The sequence below is a fragment of the Hymenobacter metallicola genome (genome assembly GCF_004745645.1).
Taxonomy (GTDB): Bacteria; Bacteroidota; Bacteroidia; order Cytophagales; family Hymenobacteraceae; genus Hymenobacter; species Hymenobacter metallicola.
In genome coordinates this window covers 373,726-394,779 of record NZ_SRMB01000002.1, presented here as the reverse complement: position 1 = coordinate 394,779, position 21,054 = coordinate 373,726, and the positions used below count along the sequence as shown (strand labels likewise).

The 21,054-nt window shown below is 57.9% G+C and carries 16 protein-coding genes; 14 read left to right on the top strand and 2 right to left on the bottom strand.

The window, feature by feature from the left end; all coding sequences use genetic code 11:
* Window positions 1-34 precede the first annotated feature (34 nt).
* The 10 genes from E5K02_RS12530 to E5K02_RS12485 all read left to right on the top strand — a co-directional run bounded on the left by E5K02_RS12530 (window position 35) and on the right by E5K02_RS12485 (window position 11,886).
* Window positions 35-988 (top strand): polysaccharide biosynthesis/export family protein, encoded by a 954-nt coding sequence (locus E5K02_RS12530; RefSeq protein ID WP_135395122.1) that lies wholly within the window; start codon window positions 35-37, stop codon window positions 986-988.
* 68 nt (window positions 989-1,056) lie between these two features.
* The gene (locus tag E5K02_RS12525; RefSeq protein ID WP_135395121.1) at window positions 1,057-3,522 is read left to right on the top strand and encodes a GumC family protein; all 2,466 of its coding nucleotides are present in this window, start codon (window positions 1,057-1,059) and stop codon (window positions 3,520-3,522) included.
* A 20-nt stretch (window positions 3,523-3,542) separates the two neighbouring features.
* Window positions 3,543-4,310, top strand: a complete 768-nt coding sequence (locus E5K02_RS12520; protein WP_135395120.1) for a tyrosine-protein phosphatase — start codon at window positions 3,543-3,545, stop codon at window positions 4,308-4,310.
* Between the two features lie 54 nt (window positions 4,311-4,364).
* Window positions 4,365-5,381, top strand: coding sequence for an NAD-dependent epimerase/dehydratase family protein (locus E5K02_RS12515; protein ID WP_135395119.1), 1,017 nt, complete (start codon window positions 4,365-4,367; stop codon window positions 5,379-5,381).
* Window positions 5,382-5,465: 84 nt separating this feature from the next.
* Window positions 5,466-6,869 (top strand): tetratricopeptide repeat protein, encoded by a 1,404-nt coding sequence (locus tag E5K02_RS12510; RefSeq protein WP_240737266.1) that lies wholly within the window; start codon window positions 5,466-5,468, stop codon window positions 6,867-6,869.
* Between the two features lie 181 nt (window positions 6,870-7,050).
* Window positions 7,051-7,881, top strand: coding sequence for a phosphosulfolactate synthase (locus E5K02_RS12505; protein WP_135395118.1), 831 nt, complete (start codon window positions 7,051-7,053; stop codon window positions 7,879-7,881).
* A gap of 192 nt (window positions 7,882-8,073) precedes the next feature.
* Window positions 8,074-9,414 carry a PQQ-dependent sugar dehydrogenase gene (locus E5K02_RS12500; RefSeq protein WP_135395117.1) on the top strand — a complete coding sequence of 447 codons (1,341 nt, stop codon included), beginning with the start codon at window positions 8,074-8,076 and terminating at the stop codon, window positions 9,412-9,414.
* A 148-nt stretch (window positions 9,415-9,562) separates the two neighbouring features.
* Entirely contained in the window at window positions 9,563-10,210 is a 648-nt protein-coding gene (locus tag E5K02_RS12495) for a hypothetical protein (RefSeq protein ID WP_135395116.1), read from the top strand.
* A 160-nt stretch (window positions 10,211-10,370) separates the two neighbouring features.
* Window positions 10,371-11,045 carry a DedA family protein gene (locus E5K02_RS12490; protein WP_135395115.1) on the top strand — a complete coding sequence of 225 codons (675 nt, stop codon included), beginning with the start codon at window positions 10,371-10,373 and terminating at the stop codon, window positions 11,043-11,045.
* 97 nt (window positions 11,046-11,142) lie between these two features.
* A complete protein-coding gene (locus tag E5K02_RS12485; protein WP_135395114.1) occupies window positions 11,143-11,886 on the top strand; it encodes a shikimate dehydrogenase family protein in 744 nt (247 codons plus the stop codon).
* A gap of 211 nt (window positions 11,887-12,097) precedes the next feature.
* Here the strand turns inward: E5K02_RS12485 and E5K02_RS12480 are convergent, their stop codons facing one another.
* Together E5K02_RS12480 and wrbA are read right to left on the bottom strand one after the other, a co-directional pair.
* On the bottom strand, window positions 12,098-14,635 hold the full coding sequence (locus E5K02_RS12480; RefSeq protein ID WP_135395113.1) for a TonB-dependent receptor domain-containing protein: 2,538 nt from the start codon (window positions 14,633-14,635) through the stop codon (window positions 12,098-12,100).
* Window positions 14,636-15,066: 431 nt separating this feature from the next.
* Window positions 15,067-15,678, bottom strand: coding sequence for an NAD(P)H:quinone oxidoreductase (wrbA, locus tag E5K02_RS12475; protein ID WP_135395112.1), 612 nt, complete (start codon window positions 15,676-15,678; stop codon window positions 15,067-15,069).
* 344 nt (window positions 15,679-16,022) lie between these two features.
* Here wrbA and E5K02_RS12470 point away from each other — a divergent pair, with 344 nt between their 5' ends.
* The 4 genes from E5K02_RS12470 (at window position 16,023) to uvrB (ending at window position 20,931) form a co-directional block, all read left to right on the top strand.
* Window positions 16,023-16,703 carry an RNA polymerase sigma factor gene (locus tag E5K02_RS12470; protein WP_135395111.1) on the top strand — a complete coding sequence of 227 codons (681 nt, stop codon included), beginning with the start codon at window positions 16,023-16,025 and terminating at the stop codon, window positions 16,701-16,703.
* A complete protein-coding gene (locus tag E5K02_RS12465) occupies window positions 16,684-18,336 on the top strand; it encodes an outer membrane beta-barrel protein (RefSeq protein WP_135395110.1) in 1,653 nt (550 codons plus the stop codon). The genes E5K02_RS12470 and E5K02_RS12465 overlap by 20 nt, the downstream gene beginning before the upstream one ends.
* A gap of 38 nt (window positions 18,337-18,374) precedes the next feature.
* The gene (locus tag E5K02_RS12460; protein WP_135395109.1) at window positions 18,375-18,767 is read left to right on the top strand and encodes a DUF6970 domain-containing protein; all 393 of its coding nucleotides are present in this window, start codon (window positions 18,375-18,377) and stop codon (window positions 18,765-18,767) included.
* Window positions 18,768-18,897: 130 nt separating this feature from the next.
* The gene (gene uvrB, locus E5K02_RS12455; protein WP_135395108.1) at window positions 18,898-20,931 is read left to right on the top strand and encodes an excinuclease ABC subunit UvrB; all 2,034 of its coding nucleotides are present in this window, start codon (window positions 18,898-18,900) and stop codon (window positions 20,929-20,931) included.
* Window positions 20,932-21,054: the final 123 nt, after the last annotated feature.

The following is a 21,054-nucleotide window of genomic DNA, read 5'->3' as shown; positions in this document are numbered from 1 at the left end:
GCTTTCGAACTAGACTTCGGCTTTATCAGCCTGCATGCAACAAACCGCTCTTTACCGCCTTCTGCGCCTCTGGCTGCTGTGCGTGCCCTTCGCCGTACTATTTTCTTCCTGCGTGACCGGCAAGTACTACCGGCAGAACATTATGTTCTCGACCCCGACGGGAGAAGGAGTTGATACCATGAAGCTGCGTACGCTGGTTGGTCGCACCAGCCGCAACTACATCATCCAGCCCAATGACTATCTGGATGTGCGGGTGTACACCAACAAAGGGGAGCGAATTCTGGATCCGAACGGAGAATTGCAGTTTGGCTCTCCCGGCGGAGTTTCTGGGGCTACCGGTGGTGTTACTAACCGCGTAGGACAAAGCAGCGTAGGCTCGCGTAACGTTGGGGGAGCTAATCGGGGTAACCAAGGCGGGCAGGCCCCCAGTACCAGCGAGTTTCTGGTGCAGGCCACCGGCTTTGTCAATCTGCCGATGGTGAATATGGTGAAAGTGAGCGGCCTGACGTTGCTTGAAGCCGACAGCCTGCTAAAAACCAAGTACGATGTCTTCTACAAAGACTCGTACGTGGCTACTCGGGTCACCAACAACCGCATCATTGTACTAGGGGCGCCCGGTGGGCAGGTTATTCCCATGTACAACGACAACATGAACCTGATTGAGGTAATTGCCTCGGCCGGTGGTCTGGAAGGTGGCGGCCTCGGAGGAGGCGGAGGAATTGGTGGTGGCCGTGGCCGGGCTTATAACATCCGACTGATTCGGGGCGATTTGCGTAATCCCCAGGTGCAGGTAATTGACTTGTCGACCATTGAAGGGATGCGCCGGGCCAACCTGCAGGTGGAGCCCAATGATGTTGTCTACATCGAACCGGTACGCCGGCCCTTCTTTGAGGCACTAACTGATGCCGGATCGGTGTTTGGTCTGATTGGAGGCGTAGCAGGTTTGCTGACGACTTACATCTTGGTGAGAGATCTTATTAATAAGTAGTAAGAGGTCTGCCAGGATCCGTAGAAGTTCCGGCCCTAAAGACTCTGATACTAACTTGTAACGACGGAATGGCAGTAAACGAAAACGCTGAGCTGGAAGAACTTATTCGTAATGCCGGCGGCGCTGAACCTAATGCAGCGGAAGACGAGGATGGCGGTTTGGATATTGCCACTCTATTGCTGGTTGCCCGCCGGAGCCTGCTCTGGATAGTTTTGCTTATTGCGCTGGGCCTGTCGGCCTCGTGGCTGCTGCTGCGCTATACCAAACCGGTGTATAAGTCGTCGTCACTGCTCAAAATTGACGAAAAAACAGAGGCCGGCGTGCTGGGCCTCGACGGTGCCTTGGGCCAAGCCGTGGGTGCCAGCAGCCTGAATAAGTTGTCAGGCGAGGTAGAGCTTATCAAGTCCAACATCATCTACCAGCGCCTCAAGGATTCCCTGGAGCTGAACGTGAACTACTACGTGGAGGGTACGGTGCTGGAAACAGAGTTGTATGGGATTTCGCCCTTCAAGGTTAGCTACACCATCAAGGACCCGAACTACTACAACACCAAGTTCAACCTGAACTTTACCGGGCCTCAGCAATTTCGGTTGTCTTACCTCTATCAGGGCCAGGAAAAAACGGGCGACTACACGTTGGGCCAACCCATCATCGTGCCCGGCATGGAGCTTAAGGTTACCTCTACTGCGCTGCTCGACGCGGACGCCCGGGAGAAAAATTACCATTTCGTCATCAACGATGACGGGGCCGTTAATGCTTACTTGAATACCAACCTGAGCGTGGACATCGTCAACCCAGACGCCAACACGATTCAAATCTCATTTACCGACTTCAATCCGGCCAAGGCCCGCGAAATTGTCAACAAGATTGACACGGTGTATCTGCAGGAGAAGCTGGCCAAGAAGCAGGAAGCTACGGCCCAGACCCTGAAGTTCCTGGATCGTACCTTGGCCGAAAACCAGGATAAGTTGCAGGATGCGGAGGCTAATCTGCAAGCCTTCGTGCAGCAAAACAAAACCTACGACGTGAAGGGCGAGGTGTCGGCTATTACCGAAAAGCTGGCCAAGCAGGAGGAAGAGCGCCTCAAGATTGTGGAGAAGGCCCGGCTGCTGGGAGAAATAACCCGCCTGGTCGAGCAGGACCGGCTCACGGCCAACGAGGACGCCACCCTGGAGCAAAGCATTCCGGGTATTGCGGCCATCGAAGACAACCAGCTGACCAGCCAGCTCACCGAGCTGAATAGCCTGCAGTGGAACCTGCGGCGCCTGCTGCGCTCCTACAACGAAACTACGGAAGCCGTCAAGCAGCAGCAAGCTGCCCTGGCCTACGTGAAAAACAACATCCGGCGCTTGCTCCAGCAAAACCGCCGCCTGTTGCAGGAGCAGATCAATACCATGAACCAGCAGCGCGAGCAGTTCAATGCCGAACTGCAGACTCTGCCCCAAAAGGAAACCGAGCTGGCCCGCCTTAAGCGCCCGTTTGAGCTTTACGAAAAGTCGTACCTGATGCTGATGGACCGCAAAGTCGAGTTCAGCATTGCCAAGGCGGGCACCACGCCCGACTTCCAGATTCTGTCGCCGGCCAGCATGCCCAGCGCGCCTATTTCGCCGGTGCGCATGATGATTTATGCCATTGGTCTGGCGGGTGGTATTGCCCTGGGCCTGACGCTGGTGGCCGTGCGCTACTTCATGCACAACACCGTCACGAATGTGCGGGAGCTGGAGCGGTCTACCTCGGCCTCGGTGCTGGGCGTAATTCCGACTTACGACAAGGAAAAGATGACCGTGTCGAAATTGGTGGTCGACAAGAACCCCAAATCCGCTATTTCGGAGTCTATCCGCTCGATTCGTACCAACTTGGACTTTATCAGCTCATCCAAGAAGAAGCGGCTGATTTCAGTTACTTCCACGATTTCTGGGGAAGGCAAAACTTTCGTAACGGTAAACCTGGGCGGTATTATTGCTTTGTCGGAGCAGCGCGTAGTCATCCTGGACCTGGACATGCGTAAGCCCAAGGTAAACCTGGCCTTCGGGGCCGAAAACGTACGCGGCGTGAGCACCATTCTCATCGAGAAGCATACCATTGCCGAGTGCATTCAGCACACGAGCATTCCGACGCTGGACTTTATTTCGGCAGGGCCTACGCCGCCCAACCCTTCGGAACTGATTCTAAGCTCGAAGTTCGACGAAATGCTGGAGGAGCTCTACCAGCACTACGACGTGATTCTGATTGATACGCCCCCGGTTGGCTTGGTGACGGATGGCATTCTGATCATGCGCAAAGCCGATATTCCAATTTATATCGTGCGGGCCAACTACTCCAAGAAGACCTTCCTGAAAAACATCAACAAGCTGATTCGGGCTAACAACTTCACCCGCCTCTGCGCCATTCTGAACGACTCCACGGCTAGCGGCCTCTACGGGTATGGGTATGGCTATGGCTATGGCTACGGCTACGGGTATGGTCAAGGGTATTACGAGGAGTCGCGCCCGGCTACGGGCATGTTCTCACGGCTGCGCAAGCGGTTTTCTTAACCTTTGCCGTTCCGCACAGCATGGCATCCTTCTTTCAGCGGCTTTTCGGCAGCTCTTCCACCTCAGCAACTCCAGAGTCCGCGTTGGCCGAGCTGGAAGTGGATATGCACTCCCATTTACTGCCTGGCCTCGATGATGGTGCCGAAACCCTGGAACAGTCTATCGAGCTGTTGAAGGCTATGCGCACCTTGGGGTACCGCAAGCTAATTATGACGCCCCACATCATGGGCGACTTCTACAAAAACACGCCTGCTGGCGTGCGGGCGGCTTTGGCCCGCTTGCAGGAAGCCGCCACCGCGGCCGGTATTACCGATGTCGAACTGGAGTGCGCCGCTGAGTACTACCTAGACGAGTGGTTTCAGCAAAAGCTCGACAGCGGAGAGCCGCTGCTCAGCTTCGGGGGCGACAAAAAATACGTGCTCTTCGAAACCTCCTACATCAACGAGCCCTTCAACTTCGAAGAAACCGTATTCAACCTAAAATCGGCCGGTTACCAGCCGGTGTTGGCTCACCCGGAGCGCTACACTTACTTCTACGGCCGCTTTCCCGCCCTGGAAAAGGTGCGCGAGAACGGGGTACTGCTGCAAGTCAACCTGAACTCGCTGGCGGGTTATTACTCGGCGGGTGCCAAGCGCGTAGCCGAGAAGCTCATCGATGCTGGCATGGTCGATATGCTCGGTACCGATGCCCACAACCTGAAGCACACCGATACCTTGCTGCAGAAGGTGGTGCCCACGCCGTACCTGAAAAAAGTGCTGACCCAGCCGCTGCTCAATAATTCCTTGTAATAAAGCCCCGTATTGGGGTTGTTTACTTCCATTGTCTAACCTGATTCTGGGAACATGATTTTCGTTACCGGTGGCAGTGGCCTGATTGGCAGCTTTCTTATTTCTGCCCTGGTGGCGCGGGGGCAGGCAGTGCGGGCGTTATACCGGCGGCAGGTGCCGACTTTTCCCGCTGCCAGCCAGGTAGAGTGGGTGGAAGGCGACATTCTGGATGCGTTGGTTATTCGGCAGGCGTTGGAAGGAGTGGAGCACGTTTTTCATTGCGCTGGCCTGGTGTCGTACGCCCCGCAGGATGAAGCCGCCCTGCAACAGATTAATGTAGAAGGCACGGCCAATATCGTGGATGCTTGTCTTGACCGGAAGGGAATCCGGTTGTGTCACGTGTCGTCGGTGGCCGCCCTGGGGGGCAATGCCGCCGCCGAGCAGGAGCCCGGCAAAATGCAGGTGTTGACCGAAGAGGCCAAGTGGGATTTAGGAGCTGCGCATCCGGCCTATGCCACTTCCAAATATCTGGGGGAGCTGGAGGTGTGGCGCGGGGTAGCCGAAGGGCTATCCGCCGTTATAGTGAACCCCTCGGTAGTACTGGGCGCGGCCGACTGGGACCGGAGTAGTACCCGGCTGTTTCGCTACGCCCACAACGAGCACGCCTTTTATACGCCCGGCAATATTAATTTTGTGGATGTGCGCGACGTGGTGGAAGCCATGGTGCACTTAGCCTTTCAGCCAGCCATTGCCGGGCAACGGTTTATCCTGAATGCCGGGGCCGTACCACTGCATGACTTTCTGGCGCAGGCAGCGGCTTGTTTCGGTAAGAAAGCTCCCCGAATTGCCGTGCCCGACTGGGCAGCCGAGCTGATCTGGCGCACCGAGCATGCCCGCTCCCTGCTGACTGGTGCCCGCCCCCTGATCACCAAGGATACGGCCCGCGCCGGGCGTAAGCCCGTCGTATATCAGAGTCAGAAAGTGCAAAACACCACCGGGCTGCGCTTCCGGCCTTTGGCTGAAACGATAGAATGGTGTTGCCAGGAGCTCAAGACGAACTCCGCGGCCTCCGGTGCGGTTGTTGTATATTAGGCCAGGAGGCGGCAAAACAAGGCCGTCGGAAAAAATAGTCGCAGAACCTGCCTTTCTGGCGTTTTTTGCGTTGTTTGTAGTAGCATGAGAATGAACGAAAACTTTGAGGACCAGGAGCAAGTGCTGGACACCGTCCGCCGGTTTGAGCGGATGGTAGCCAACAACGAGCCCGTGTTTTTTGACCTGGCCGATTTTGAAAGTATTATCGACCACTATACTTCCAATACGCAATACGACAAAGCTTTACAGGCGTGTGAAGCAGCCATTGTTCAGTACCCTTTCTCAACCGAACTGCTCATCGACCGGGCTCAGGTGCTGGCCATGAAGGGCGAGTACACGGCCGCGGCCGAGCAGATTGAGGCAGTTGCCGAGCTGGACCCTGCCAACCCCGATGTAGCCGTAACGCGTGGGATTATTGCCACGCAAAAAGGCGATTTTGCCCAGGCGGTCGACTTTTTCCGGGCGGCCTCCGAAACAGCCCCCGACCGGGACGACATCTACTTTAATCTGGGCCTAGCTTACCAGAGCTGGCAGAAGTTTAAAAGTGCTGCCAAGTATTATAAGCAGAGCCTACGCCTGAACCCAGACAATGAAGTGGCGGTGCAGGAACTGCTGTACTGCCTGGAAATCTCGGAGCGGCTGGAGAAAAATCTGGAGTTTTTCCGCCGCTTTACCGATGAGGACCCGTATTCAGTTACGGCCTGGTACAACCTGGGGCAGGCCTACTTCCGGGCGGGCAACTTCGAGGAAGCCGTGGCCGCGTTTGAGTACGCTATTCTCATTGACGCCAAGTTCTACGATGCGCACGGCTTTCTGGCCAGTACCTACGTGGGGCAGGAGAAATACCGGGAAGCCATTGCCGAGTTTCACTTAAGCTACGAAGAGGGTAAGCCCACTCCCGAAGCCCTGTGCAACATCGGGGAGTGCCACGAGAAGCTGGGCGAGTGGGACGACGCCCGCAAAAACTACCAGCGCGCCATCGACCTGGACCAAACCATGGATGAGGCGTGGTTTGGTATCGGCATTGTGCTTAACGCCCAGGAGCGGTGGTTTGAAGCGATTCACTTTTTCCGCAAGGCCGTGTCGCTCTACGACGAAAGCGTGGAGTACTGGCTGGCTCTGGCGGCGGCCGAGTACCAGATAGGGGCCGTAGTCAGTGCCCTGGAGTGCTACGACAAAGCCACTCAGGTGGCCCCCGATAATAAGGATGCTTGGCTGAACTGGAGCATTATTCTCTATGAGCAAGGCGACTTCAACGGGGCCATCGACCTGATGCGCAACGCCGTGGAGATTCAGCCCGGCGAGGCGGAGCTGCACTACCGTCTCTGCGCTTACCTGCTGGCGGCGGGCCGTTACCGGGAGGCATATCAGTACCTGGAAAATGCCCTGGTGCTGGATTTCGACAAGCACCGCCTGCTTTTTGAGTACTTCCCGGAGCTGGAGTCGCAGCGCGCCCTGGCCCGCCTGATTGACCAGTACCGCAAGTAAGCGTTGAAGCGGGTGACCCGAAAAGTCCTGAGCATAGGGGAGAACCCCAAGGCTCAGGACTTTTCGGGTTTTAAAGCGGTTACAGAATTCGGGCGTACTTTTGGCGCGGCTCTGGGTGACGAATACGCACCAGGCGGGCCGCAACGTGTTTTTAAGACTCTAAGATTCTAAGTCGCAACGCATGAATTACAGCCTCAATAACCTCCCCGAACGCACCAGCAAGCCTCGTGAGCAGGGCTACACCATGGTCATGGACAAAGGCCTGAGCATTCGGGAAGTCGAGAACTTCCTGGAAGTAGGAGCCGAGTATACCGACATTGTGAAGCTGGGCTGGGCTACTTCGTATGTGGTGCCCAACCTGCGCAAGAAACTGGATGCCTACAAGGAAGCCGGCATCCCGGTGTACTTCGGCGGAACGCTGTTTGAGGCTTTTATCATCCGTAATCAGTTTGATGACTACCGCCGCCTGCTGGCCGATTTCGGCATGGAATACGCCGAAGTTTCCGACGGCTCCATCGACCTAAAGCACGACCGGAAGCTGGAATACATCCGCACCCTGGCCCAGGATGTGAAGGTCCTCAGCGAAGTAGGCTCGAAGGATGCCGAGAAGATTATTCCGCCTTACAAGTGGATTTCGCAGATGAAAACCGAGCTGGAAGCCGGGGCCATCAAGGTAATCGGCGAAGCCCGGGAAGCCGGCAACGTGGGCTTGTTCCGCAGCACGGGCGAAGTTCGCTCGGGGCTGGTCGAGGAAATCCTGACCCAGATTCCGTTCGAGAAAATTCTGTGGGAAGCTCCCCAGAAAGCCCAGCAGGTGTGGTTTATCAAGCTGCTCGGCGCCAACGTAAACCTGGGCAACATTGCCCCCAACGAGGTAGTGTCGCTGGAAACCATTCGCCTGGGCCTGCGCGGTGATACATTCACGCATTTCCTGGATATGGACAGCGTAGAAGATGATTTTAAGCCCGAAAAGCCCACCGGCAAGCCTGGCACCTCAATGCCTCGCGGCTAAGCAGTATACCCGAAATAAAAAGGGCGGCATAATCTATTATGCCGCCCTTTTTATTTCGGGTAGTGCCGAGGTTACCAAGTTGCGCAGATGCTGGTGCTCGGAGTCCGGCACCACCGGGCATGCTTTGCGAGAAAGCTCAACAACCATCTGCCTTCCCAACAGTAAAAGCAGAAGACATTCTTATCTGCTTTTATGAAACTACTCCCTCTATGCGCGTCTTTTGTGGCGCTGCTGGCGGCCTGCAGCGGGCCGAGCAAAGAAGAAAAGGCCCAGGCCCAAGCCGATACTCCCGCCGATACGGTGGCTACGACTACCGCTCCAATACAACTGCCCGAGCCCTACGCCTCCAAGTCGGTGACGAAGCGCAGCAAGGTTATTGGCTGGCCTGCGGGCCGCACGCCCACGGTGCCGGCCGGCTTCACTATTACCAAGTACGCGGATAGCTTCGATAGTCCGCGCTGGCTGTACGTAACGCCCAATGGCGACGTGCTGGTAGCCGAAGCCAATACGGTACCCACGACGGTAAAGAAAAAGGTAGCTGCCGCCCTCGGCCTGGACCCCTCCAAGTCGTTGAAGCCCACGAGTGCCAACCGGATTACGCTGCTGCGCGATGCCGACAAGGACGGGAAGCCCGAGGTACGGGAAACCTTCCTGACCGGCCTCAATCAACCGTTGGGCATGCTGGTGCTGGGCAACTACTTCTACGTAGCCAACACCGACGGCGTGGTGCGCTACGCCTATCAGCCCGGACAAACCAAAATTACCGGTCCCGGCCAGAAGATTCTGGACCTGCCGGCCGGTGGCTACAACAATCACTGGACCCGCAACCTGCTGGCCTCCGCCGACGGCTCCAAGATCTACGTGTCGGTGGGCTCAGGCTCCAATGTGGGCGAGCATGGCATGGAGAATGAAAAACGCCGGGCCAACGTGCTGGAGATAAACCCCGATGGCTCCGGGGAACGAATCTATGCCGCTGGCCTGCGCAACCCCGTGGGCATGGACTGGGCACCCGGCACTACTACCCTGTGGACGGCCGTGAACGAGCGGGATGAGCTGGGCGACGAACTGGTGCCCGATTACCTGACCAGCGTGCGGCCGGGGGCTTTCTACGGCTGGCCCTACGCGTATTTTGGCAACCACGAAGATCCCCGCCGCAAAGGCGAGCAACCCGAACTGGTGAAGAAAACGGTGGTGCCGGATGTGGCTTTAGGTCCGCACACGGCTTCGCTGGGGCTGGCCTTCTACGACCAGCAGGGCTTCCCGGCCAAATACCAGAACGGTGCCTTTATCGGCCAGCACGGCTCCTGGAACCGGTCGAGCTTTTCGGGCTACAAAGTAGTATTTGTGCCGTTTCGTAACGGACGCCCGGCCGGGCAGATGGAAGACTTCGTGACTGGCTTTGTGGCCAACGAGGCGGATAAAGAGGTGTATGGTCGGCCGGTCGGCATCACTGTGCTGCCCGACGGAGCTTTGCTTGTGGCCGATGATGCCGGTAACACTCTGTGGCGGGTTAGTGCTACCAAGGGCAGCTAGCCGCAAGGGGAGGGAAAAGAAAAATAAGCGTTGTATTTTATATAACAATGCTTATATTAGATTGAATTAAATACGGTATAGCTGGCTGTCTTCAGCGCATACCCATTTCACTCAATCTTAGATTCTCTTACCTCTAACTTCTTCGCGCATGCACACAGTCGCCCGCCCCGCCCTGCCAGAGCAGACCCGCAACCTGGCCAAATCGTTGATGAACCGGTACCTGCGCGACGTGATTGTGCGCAACTGGGAGCAGGACGGCCGCCCGTTGCCCCCGCCTCATCAGGTCAAGCAGACGGTTATTGAAGAATACCGGCGGCGTTTCAACTGCCCGGTCTTGGTGGAAACCGGTACGTTTCGGGGCGACATGGTAGAAGCCCACCTGCGGAATTTTGCCCGTATCATCTCCGTCGAACTCAGCCAGGAGCTGTATGAGAAAGCCTGCTACCGGTTCCGCAAGTCGCCCCACGTGACCATCTACCAGGGCGACAGTGGGGCGGTGCTGCCCCGCATTATGCGGACGCTCAACGCGTCGGCTATTTTCTGGCTCGATGGGCACTACTCGGCCGGCGACACGGCCCAGGGCAGCAAGGAATGCCCGATTTACGAAGAGCTCGAAGCCATTTTTGCCCAGGGTACCCGCTACGCCCACGTGCTGCTCATCGACGATGCCCGCTGCTTTGTGGGCCAAGGCGACTATCCCACCGTGGCCGCCCTGACGGAGTTTATTCAGGCCCACGATGCCCGTTATACCGTGGAAGTAAAAGATGATATTATTCGGGCCGTGGTCGGCAAGTAAGAGCTTCCTCTACGCGTACTAACTTGGAAAACCCCGTCTTGACCCGGGGAATAAATCGGTGCAAATTACCCTGACAGGCTGCCACTTTCCCGGCAGCCTGTTTTCTTTGTGGGATATTTGCTGGTTACACCTCAGTCACTTTACTCACTTACTTCCCTTCATGGAGCTGATTAAGCATTTCCTCGACATCATCCTGCACCTTGACGTGCACTTAAAGCTGCTTGTAGGTGAGTATGGCAACCTGATTTACCTGATTCTGTTTCTGATTGTCTTCACCGAAACCGGAGTGGTGGTGCTGCCCTTCCTGCCCGGCGACTCGCTGCTGTTTGTGGCCGGTACGCTGGCAGCCCAGCCCGTAGCGGCCGGCTCGCCCGACACCCTGCTGAATATTTTCTACCTGATTCCCCTGCTGATTGCCGCTGCTTTCCTGGGCGACAACCTCAACTACTTTGTGGGTGATTATCTGGGGCCGCGGGTGTTCCGGGAGGATTTCCGCTTCCTGAAGCGCAAGTACCTGGAGCAAACCCAGGACTTTTACGCCAAGCATGGGGGCAAAACCATTATCATGGCCCGCTTTATTCCCATCGTGCGCACATTTGCGCCCTTCGTGGCCGGCGTGGGCACCATGAAGTACAGCTACTTCATTGGCTATAGCATTGCCGGGGCCCTGCTGTGGGTGATTTCGCTGACCCTGGCGGGCTTTTTCCTGGGCAATATTCCGTGGGTACAGCACAACTTCACCTACGTGATTTACGGCATCATTCTGTTCTCGATCCTGCCGCCCGCCATTCAGTTCCTGAAGGAAAAGCTCCGGGGTAGCTCCGCTGCTGCCTAAGCTGGTCAGTTGGATTTATTTTCTAAAAACCGCCTTAAGCTTTGTAGCTTGGGGTGGTTTTTTTTGTTTTTTCGAGACGCCATTTTTCATTCCACTCATGCGGCAGTTCGGACTCATCGGGTTAAAACTCGAGCACTCTTTTTCCCAGACGTATTTCACCCAGAAATTCGAAGCCCTGGGGCTCGACGACTGCCGCTACAGCCTGTTTGAGTTACCGAGTGTCAAGGAATTGGCGGCCCTGGTAGAGCGCACCCCCGATTTGCAGGGGCTCAACGTTACGATTCCCTTTAAAGAGCAGGTCTGGCCTTATCTGGACGAAGTAGCGCCTTCCGCGGCCCGCATCGGAGCCGTCAACGTCATTGAATTCACGGCCGACAACAGGCGCATCGGCCACAACACCGACTATATCGGCTTCCGCGACTCGTTAAAGCGGTTTTATCCGGTGCGCGGGGAAGCGGCCGGGGCACTGGTGCTGGGCACCGGAGGCTCGTCGAAAGCGGTGGAAGCGGCCTTGCGCGAATTGGGAATTCGCTACTGGCTGGTGTCGCGCAACCCGATGGGCAACGGCCTGACGTACCAGGACCTGACGCCCTCCATTATTGCGGCCCACTCCCTGATTATCAACACTACCCCGCTGGGTACTTTTCCCAACATGGAGGAGTGCCCGCCTATTCCGTACCAGGAGCTGACTGCCCAGCACTACCTCTACGACCTGATTTACAACCCAAGCGAAACGCTGTTTATGGCCAAAGGTGCCGAGCAAGGTGCGCAAACCAAGAACGGCTTCGAAATGCTCTGCCTGCAAGCCGAAGAGTCCTGGAATATCTGGAACCGAAGGTAACGCGGAGGATGCTCTACACCGGTGTTATGGTGCGCTGTGTGAGGCAATCCGTCTTCCGCTAGTGACCAATATCCTTTTACCAAAAAGCCCTACCGTCTGAGCAGACGGCAGGGCTTTTTACGTAAGCAAGCTCCACGCATTTCAGAGGCCGGAGTGCTTCGGCCTTGCGCCTCGCAAGGACATCAGGAGCAAGTATCAGTACACTGAAAAATTACTGCTGCCCCTGGCCCTGGCCACCTTCTCCTTGTTTGGCGTCGTCGTTCTGGATGCCTTTGCGGCGGCGCTGGGGCTGGGCCGATACTTTGCCGAAGCGGTAATTGAAGGCCAGCCGCACCCCGCGCAAATAAATATAGTTGTTGCTTTCCTGCCGGAAGTCGCGGGTGTCGAGCACCGAGTTCAGGTTGCGCGTGGCGCTCAGGAAGTTGTCGGCATTCAGGGTCAGGTCGGCTTTATCCTTGAGCAGGTTTTTGCGCAAGCCCACCGAGTAGAACGTCCAGGCAGCCTGCCGGCCCTGCAGCTGCACCCGGGGGGAGTTCAGCCCGCCGAAGAATTGCAGGCTGATGCCTTTCTCGAACTTGTAGCTGGAGTTCAGGTTCAGGTTGTACATCACCCCGTCGTTGTTCAGACCTAGGGAAGGACTTTTCAGCGACACGTAGTACACGTTCACGTTGCCGCTCACGTCCCATTTGGCAACGGGCTTTACCGAGCCAAACAGGCTGATGCCGTAGGTGGCGTTGCGGCCGATGTTGCGGAACGTTTGGTTGTTGACGCCCTCCTCATCTACAAATCGGAAGCTTTCAATAGCATTGCCCGTGCGGCGGGCGTAGGTCGAAATGTTCAGCACCGAGCCCTTGATAAAGGTCGTGTAGTTGACCTCGTAGCTGTCGGTCAGCTCCGGCTCCAGCTCGGGGTTGCCGTAGCTGATGTTTTGCGGGTCAGAGGTGTTGACGAAGGGGTTCAGGTAGAAGATCTGGGGGCGCTGAATGCGGCGGGAGTAGGCCACGCGTACGGTCTGCCCCGGTTTTTTCGGATTCTGCGGCTGGTAGCTCAGGCTCAGGTTGGGCAGCAGGTTGGTGTAGTCCTGCGACACGGACGAGTTCTGGTCGGCCTGCTGCTGGAAATTGCCGCTGATGCGGGTATTCTCCACCCGGGCTCCGAGCTTGAAGCTCAGCTTTTTCGAAGCCGAAAATCCGTAAGTGCCGTAGCCCGATACTACATCCTGGTTGTAATTGAACAGGTTGGAGCGGTTGAGGTCGTAAGCAACGGGTAGACCGGTATAGACGTCGTAGTCGCTGCTTACGCGGCGCAGGATGGCCTTGGCGCCGGTTTCGAGCAGAGCCGTTTCTGAAAACGGATGCGCGTAGTCAGTCTGCAGCGTGGTTTCGAGGTTGCGGGCCAGGTTGTTGCTTTCCTCCCGGTACTCCAGGCTGGCCGGAGAAGTGAAACGACCATCGAACTGGTCCAGGTTGTAGGCCTGCACGTTGCGGTTGCGGGTGTGCTGAGCCAGCACGCTCCACTCGCGGCGCTTCTGCTCGAAGGTGCGGGTGTACGAGCCGCTCATATCGTAGCTCTGGGTCCGGAATTTCCGGTCGGTAGCCCGCGTAAACTGCTCTGCCGTTGCCGCGGGCAGCAGGATGTTGTTGAGCTGGTCGTATTCGCCGCTGTTGCGGAACAGGTTGCCCTGCAGGCTCAGCGTCAGGTTATGGTACTTGGCCGGGTCGTAGTCGAAACCAAAGCGGGCAAAGCCCCCGCCGCCCAGGGTATTGCCGTCCCCTTGCTGCTCCAGGGCCAAACTCTCCACTCCGCGGTCATCCTTCAGGTAACGGGTCAGGTCGTTGCGGTTGGGGCTGTAGAAACCAAACCCGCTGAGCGAGCTGCTCAGGCCCACTTTGCCCTTGCGGTAGTTTAGCGAAGCGTTGCCGTTGGAGCTCCGCGTACCGGCCGCCAGCCCTACGCTTCCGTTCAGACCTTCCAGGTTATTCTTCTTCAGCGTAATGTTGATGATACCGCCCGTGCCTTCGGCGTCGTACTTGGCCGAGGGCGTCGTAATAACTTCTACGCTCTTGATCTGGTCGGCCGGAATCTGCTTCATGGCATCGGCCACGGAGGACGCTACAATCCCCGAGGGTTTGTTATTGATGAGCACGCGCACATTGCTCGTACCGCGCAGCTCCACATTGCCATCCGGATCGACGTTCACCAGCGGCACTTTGCGGAGCACGTCGGCGGCCGTGCCCCCGGTGTTGGTCAGGTCCCGGTCGGCGTTGTAAACAATCCGGTCGGGTTTGGTTTCCACCACGTCCCGCTCGCCGGTTACGGTTACCTCGCCCAGCTTTTGGGCTGTCGACGTTAAAACCAGCGTGCCAAGATCGGTAGTGCCGTCCGTCACGGTGACATCTTCAGTGCGCGCGGCGTAGCCGATAAAGCTAATCTGGACGCGGTAGGCCCCCGGAGCCAGGTTTCGCAAGGTGAACCGGCCCTTGTCGTCGCACACGCCCCCGTCGATAGGGGTAGAGCCCGTCAGCGGCAACAAGGCAATTGTGGCAAACTCCACGGGCTTTTTGCTGGTGGCATCCAGCACCGTGCCCGTTACCCGGCCAGTGCCTTTAGGGGCGGTGGGCAGCGCTAAGGGCTTCGGCGCGGTAGGCGCACCAGGTGCCGGCTGACTAGCGGGGGGCGTTGGAGTGGTCTGAGCCCAGGCCGGAGCCGTTAACAGGCTGGTTACTAGGAGGGGTAAATAAGGCTTCATATGCGTAGGAAGGAGGGGCAAGAAATCGGTAGTGCACCGGTCACACTGGAATCAAATAAGTAGGATGCTTGCAGATGCCTCAGAGTCGACTATCCGAGGAACCAGGTTGCATAGCGGAGCTTGCCGGCAGCAAATTCAGTGTAGTATGAATCGTCGGACGGGCGCCGCTATTACAGGGTACCTATAAAAAATGTGAGGCTCGCGGAGTAATAGCCATTCAGCTGGCACAAACCTACTCAGTAGGAATAGGATAGGCCAACTTATTCTACCAATGGGCCTATAAGAAGGATAACCTACCGGATTACTTATATCAAGCCCCGGGCGGGCAGGAGCCAGGGCAGTACATAAAAAAGCAGCCACCTCTGGGGAAGTGGCTGCCGGAATTGCAGGTCGGTGTGCAGAAAGTATTCGGCTAATGTAGCATTATCTGGCTATGCAACCAGTTTGCGGGCAATTTCGGAAGTGTGCTGGCCCTGGAATCGGGCGCCTTCCAGTTCGTTGGCACTAGGCTGCCGCTCGCCTTGGCCCCCGGCTACCGTGCTGGCACCGTAGGGTGTGCCGCCGGTTACTTCTTCGTGCCCCATCTGTCCTTGCCAAGCGTAGGGCAACCCCACAATGACAAAGCCGTGGTGAAGCAGTTCGGTGTGGAATGAGCGGATGGTGGTTTCCTGGCCGCCGTGCTGGGTGGCGGTGCTCACGAAAACGGAGCCTACTTTCCCCACCAAAGCGCCTTTCGCCCACAGGCCGCCGGTGCTGTCCATGAAGGCCTGCATCTGGCCGCACAGGTTGCCATAGCGCGTGGGTGTGCCGAAAATGATGTTGTCGTACTCCACCAGCTCATTGGGCGTTGCTACCGGGATGTGCTCGAAAGCTTTCTGCGCTTGGGTAGCCCCGATTTGGTCGAGCAGGGCCGGTGGCAGCGTTTCGGGTACCCGTTTGATAACAACTTCGTTGCCGGCCACCTGACGAGCCCCTTCCGCTATGGCCTCCGCCATTTTATAGATATGACCATACGTGGAATAGAACAGAACAAGGGTCTTCATGGATGTGGGGTGTGAGTAGAACAATGGAAAAGCTACGGCTCCGGGCTTGCTTTGTTTCCTGGGCCGTCGGCCGACGACAAGCCCACGCGAAAGAAATTTATATTTGAGGCGTAAATACTAGGTTGAAAAACAGTCGTTTACAAAATTGCCGGGGATTTTTACCCGCCTTATGCAACCGCCGAAAAGAAACCGGCCTCTTCCTACTACAACACCCCAACTTTAGCGAGTGTCACGTTCAGTTTCTATCGGCTCATTATGCTAGTAGTGGTTACTTCCTTTTCCCGGCCGCCGCAAGTAGGGCGTGGGTCGGCGCTTATCCTGGGCCCGGCCGGCCACCTTTGCTGATGGGAGCCTTATCTGCTGCCTTGAGTTCCGTGAGCGGGCTCCGCAGCCTGCTTCCGGATGCCGCTTCCGCCGCTAAGCCAGCCGCCGCGCCGGCCCCCGTGCGCCACCTCACCCCGCCATCCTCTATGACTGAGGCCGAGATTATCGATGGCTGTCTGGCAGGCAGTCGGGCTATGCAGAAACAGCTCTACGACCGGTTTGCCGGCAAGATGATGGCGGTGTGTCTGCGCTACGCCCAAACCACTTTCGAGGCGGAAGATGTTCTGCAGGAAGGCTTTATAACCGTATTCAACAACCTGCGCAATTTTCGCCGGGAGTGCCCCCTCGAATTCTGGATCCGCCGCATCATGGTGAATGCCGCCCTGCGCCAGCACCGCCGCAACGCGCCACTGGTCGCCGTGAGCGAAGGGGAATACCCCGAGGAACTAGCGGGCGAGGAATTTACCTTGTCCAACTATGCTTTTGAGGAAATGCTGGCCATGGTGCAGGAGCTGGCGCCCCGCTACCGAATGGTATTCAACCTGTTTGCCATCGAAGGGTACGGGCACAAGGAAATCGGGGAGCTGATGGGCATTTCCGAAGGCACCAGCAAATCACAGTATGCCCGCGCCCGGGCAATTTTGAAGACCAAATTAGAGCGCCTCGACGCGCATCGTCCCAATGGTACCTACCGCAAATAACTACACGCCTACCCCGGAGCCTACCGGCGACTTAGAGCAGCTGTTTCGGCAGAAGCTGGGCGAGGCTGAGGTAGCCCCCCGGATGCACCTGTGGGAACAGATTGACCACGAGCTGCTGGTGCAGCAAAACGAAACCTTCCGCCGCCGGCTGGTCTGGCACCGCTGGGTGGCCGCGGCCTGTATCCTGCTGTTTTTGGGAGCCGGCGGCTGGTTTACGCTACGGCCCACTGGTTCCGCCCCCGTTTCGGCTGACTTGGCCACCCGTACGCTACCTGCCACACACCAAGCCGCTACGGGAGCATCATCGGGTGCTGGGCAAACGGCTGGCTCCCGGTTGGCCTCCGGGGCCCCGGTTCCCGACCAACCGGGTGGCAACAGTGACCTGGCTGCCACCGGCTCCGCCGATGCGAACCCCATGCTAGCCACGGTCGGTGCGGAGTATCCCGTCGACGTGCTTGCCCGGGCTGAGTCTGCGGCCCAGGCCCGTGCGCTTGGCCGTCAGGGGGAAGCTAATCCGGAGCTTGCTGCAAGTCGTTTTCGTGTAGCGTTGCCAGCCGAGCCCGCACTAGCTGAGCCAATAGGGACCTTCTTCGACCGGGTGGTCGGTACTGGGCGCACTGCCTCCTCGACCTCAACCGCCGGAACCACAACCTCGGCAGCGTGGTACGCCGCGCTGAACAGTCGCGCCGCATCGAATAGCAGTTCAGTCGGGTTGCCGGGTGTGCTGCGCTCAGCCCAGCCCGACACGGCCAAGGCCAGTTTGCCCACTACGCTGCCCGCTGCTTTCGCCCAGGTTGTGCCTGCCCATGAAGAAAACAAGCCGGAGATGAGAGCAACCCGGCCCAAGCGCTGGCGCCTAATGGGGTCGTATGGGGCCGGAGCCTACAATCCGAACATGAGCTTTGCCTCGGCCCAGGGAGTTGCCGCTAGCGCACCCAATGGGGTTGCCACCAGCCCCAACAGCTACCTGCGCGCGAATGCTACCTACGAGCAGGCTGCCGCCGAATACCGGCAAAATCTGCGCCCGGGCTTTGCCCAGCGGGTGGCGCTTACGATCAGCTACGCCGCTACCAAGCACTGGACCATGAATGCCGGGGTGCAGGCCGCCGAACAGCAGGCCACTTCCCAGACCTCTTTCAACTTCCTGGATGGGAAACTGCCCGCCCAGGAGTATGCCCTGACCGCCGACAAGTACAATGCGCTGCCCCCTCCGCGGCCTACGCAGCTGCGCACCACGCAGTACCGCTACCGCACGGCCGGTATTCCGGTGAGCGTGCGCTACGGCTCGGCCAAGAATGGGTGGTCGCTCTACGCTAAAGTAGGGGCTGCAGTCAATGTGCTGTTCAACAGCCGCTCGGAGCTAGTGGGCGTACCGGAAGCAACTACCACGTATTCGCTGGGCTCAGTTGGCTCGCCTTACCGCAAGGTGCAAAGCTCCGTGAATGGCGGCGCGGGACTGCGCTACAAGCCGGCGGCGGCGCAGTGGAGCGTCGCTCTGGGGCCAACCGCCGAAGCTGGCCTGACGACGCTGAACGCGAATACCAGCCAGTCTTCTGCCCAGGCCCGGCCCTACGCGGTGGGTATGGAAGCCAGCGTGGAGTTTGGTGGCAAAGCAGCCAGTGTCATCCACTAAGCCTTGTCCTTTATTCACTCATAGACAGACACTATGCAATGAAAAGTCTACTCTTTCTTCTTGGTGTGTGGGGTTGCCTGGGCATGGTGCAATGCCAACAGGATCCGGTAGCCCCCGCTGCTCAGCCCGACAGCCCGGCTGCCCAAGCCTGTAAGGATGCCCGGGCCCAGCCGCTGATTGATGAGCTACTGCGCACGCCCAAAGCCAACCCCGCCGGGGAAGTATGGCGCTACACCTGGGAAGGCCGCACGGTGTTTCTGGTGAAGTCCTTCCGGCCCGATGATTATGTGAAAGTGTATGATATACGTGACCATCAGCTAGTGTATGTGGGAGCCCCCAGCGGCGGCCTCTCGGGCAAGGGCGACGGGAAGTGCCCCAACTTCACGACCCAGGCTACCAATGGCTGCCAGCTGTGGCGCGACTCGCGCTGAATTTATAGTGCCCGTTACTGCAGAAAAACCTGTTCGATTTGCTTCGGGCAGGTTTTTCTGTTTCCGAAGAAACCTACCTTGCCGCAACAGAGTTATCCTAGGCTGTCTTAGCTGCCACATTTTTGCCTGAATGGACTACCAACTAACTTCCGAATTCAAACCCACCGGCGACCAGCCCAAAGCCATTGCCCAACTTGTATCGGGGGTGGAAAGTGGGGAGCCGGCCCAGGTGCTGCTGGGGGCCACCGGCACCGGTAAAACCTTTACCGTAGCCAATGTGGTGGCCCAAACGGGCAAGCCCACCCTGGTGCTTTGCCACAACAAAACCCTGGCTGCCCAGCTCTACGGCGAGTTCAAGTCGTTTTTCCCGAACAATGCCGTCGAGTATTACATCAGCTACTACGACTACTACCAGCCCGAGGCCTACATTGCCAGCACCGATGTCTTCATTGAAAAGGACCTGGCCATCAACGAGGAAATCGAGAAGCTGCGCCTGCACTGCACCTCCACGCTGCTCTCGGGCCGCCGCGATGTCATTGTGGTGGCGTCCGTGTCCTGTATCTACGGCATTGGCAACCCCGAGGAATTCGGCAAAAACGTCATTTACCTGGCCCCGGGCCTGAAATACTCGCGCAACAATCTGCTGTACCAGTTTGTGCAGATCCTGTATTCGCGCACGGAGGTGGAGTTTACCCGCGGCACGTTCCGGGTGAAGGGCGACACGGTAGACCTGTTTCCGGCCTATGCCGACTTCGCCTACCGCATCTACTTCTTCGGCGACGAAATCGAAGCCATTCAGAAAATTGACCCGGTCAGTGGCAAAAAACTGAGCGACGAGGATAGCATGACGCTGTATCCGGCCAACCTGTTCGTGACCGGCAAAGACACTTTGAACCAAGCTATCCAGGAAATTCAGTTCGACATGGTGCAGCAGCACGCCTACTTCGAGAAGGAGGGGCGCGACTCGGAGGCCAAGCGTATTATGGAGCGCACCGAGTTCGACCTGGAGATGATTCGGGAACTGGGCTACTGCTCGGGCATCGAAAACTATTCGCGCTACTTCGACGGTCGGCAGCCGGGCTCGCGCCCCTTCTGCCTGCTCGACTACTTCCCCGACGACTACCTGCTGGTTATCGACGAGAGCCACGCCACCATTCCGCAGGTGCGGGCCATGTGGGGCGGCGACCGAAGCCGCAAAACGGCGCTGGTGGAGTATGGCTTCCGCCTGCCCTCGGCCATGGACAACCGTCCGCTGACCTTCAACGAGTTTGAAAGTATGTACCGGCAGGCCATCTACGTATCGGCCACGCCTTCCGACTACGAGCTGGCGCAGGCCAACGGCGTGGTCGTGGAGCAGATTATTCGCCCCACCGGCCTGCTCGACCCCGAAATCGACGTGCGGCCCAGCGTGAACCAGATTGACGACCTGCTCGATGAGGTCGATAACCGCGTGAAAATGGGCGACCGGGTGCTGGTGACCACGCTCACCAAGCGCATGGCCGAGGAGTTGCAGAAGTACATGGAGCGCCTGGGCATCAAGTCGCAGTACGTGCACTCGGATGTGAAAAGCCTGGACCGGGTCGAAATCCTGCGGCAGCTGCGCCTGGGCGTTATCGACGTACTGATCGGGGTAAACCTGCTGCGCGAAGGCCTCGACTTACCGGAAGTGAGCCTAGTGTGTATTCTGGATGCCGATAAGGAAGGTTTCCTGCGCGACCAGCGCAGCCTGATTCAGACCATGGGCCGGGCCGCCCGGAACGACCACGGCAAAGTAATTATGTACGCCGACCGGATGACGGGCTCTATGCAGCGCGCCATCGACGAGACGAACCGCCGTCGGGCCGTGCAGATGGCTTACAACGAAGAGCATGGCATCACGCCGCGCACGGTGAAAAAGTCGCACGACGAGATTATCGGGCAGACTTCGCTCTCGGACAAGCGCCGCATCGAGCCCGCACCCTACGTGGGGCCGGAAACCGACACGCTGGCCCTGGCCGCCGAGCCCGTTATTGCCATGATGGCCCGCCCTGATTTGGAGAAGCTCATCAAGCAGACGGAAAAGCAGATGGAAGCCGCCGCCAAAGACCTGGACTTCCTGCAAGCCGCCAAGTTCCGCGACGAGCTGGCTCAGCTACGGCAGCTGCTAAAAACGAAGCGCGACTAACGCCTGGAACAAGGCTGAAGCAACCGACCCTAATTGCCTGCGAAGGACGTTAGGGTCGGTTTTTTATAGGGTTGGGAAGGTGTTAGGCGGCGCGGCAGGAGGCCGGAAACGGGGTGCCAGGCC

Coding starts and splice junctions, on each gene's coding strand:
- E5K02_RS12490 (WP_135395115.1), top strand. CDS start 10,371: ATGGAGCTGATTAAGCATTTCCTCGACATCATCCTGCACCTTGACGTG.
- E5K02_RS12515 (WP_135395119.1), top strand. CDS start 4,365: ATGATTTTCGTTACCGGTGGCAGTGGCCTGATTGGCAGCTTTCTTATT.
- E5K02_RS12530 (WP_135395122.1), top strand. CDS start 35: ATGCAACAAACCGCTCTTTACCGCCTTCTGCGCCTCTGGCTGCTGTGC.
- E5K02_RS12525 (WP_135395121.1), top strand. CDS start 1,057: ATGGCAGTAAACGAAAACGCTGAGCTGGAAGAACTTATTCGTAATGCC.
- E5K02_RS12485 (WP_135395114.1), top strand. CDS start 11,143: ATGCGGCAGTTCGGACTCATCGGGTTAAAACTCGAGCACTCTTTTTCC.
- E5K02_RS12495 (WP_135395116.1), top strand. CDS start 9,563: ATGCACACAGTCGCCCGCCCCGCCCTGCCAGAGCAGACCCGCAACCTG.
- E5K02_RS12465 (WP_135395110.1), top strand. CDS start 16,684: ATGGTACCTACCGCAAATAACTACACGCCTACCCCGGAGCCTACCGGC.
- E5K02_RS12520 (WP_135395120.1), top strand. CDS start 3,543: ATGGCATCCTTCTTTCAGCGGCTTTTCGGCAGCTCTTCCACCTCAGCA.
- E5K02_RS12510 (WP_240737266.1), top strand. CDS start 5,466: ATGAGAATGAACGAAAACTTTGAGGACCAGGAGCAAGTGCTGGACACC.
- E5K02_RS12505 (WP_135395118.1), top strand. CDS start 7,051: ATGAATTACAGCCTCAATAACCTCCCCGAACGCACCAGCAAGCCTCGT.
- uvrB (WP_135395108.1), top strand. CDS start 18,898: ATGGACTACCAACTAACTTCCGAATTCAAACCCACCGGCGACCAGCCC.
- wrbA (WP_135395112.1), bottom strand. CDS start 15,678: ATGAAGACCCTTGTTCTGTTCTATTCCACGTATGGTCATATCTATAAA.
- E5K02_RS12500 (WP_135395117.1), top strand. CDS start 8,074: ATGAAACTACTCCCTCTATGCGCGTCTTTTGTGGCGCTGCTGGCGGCC.
- E5K02_RS12470 (WP_135395111.1), top strand. CDS start 16,023: ATGGGAGCCTTATCTGCTGCCTTGAGTTCCGTGAGCGGGCTCCGCAGC.
- E5K02_RS12480 (WP_135395113.1), bottom strand. CDS start 14,635: ATGAAGCCTTATTTACCCCTCCTAGTAACCAGCCTGTTAACGGCTCCG.
- E5K02_RS12460 (WP_135395109.1), top strand. CDS start 18,375: ATGAAAAGTCTACTCTTTCTTCTTGGTGTGTGGGGTTGCCTGGGCATG.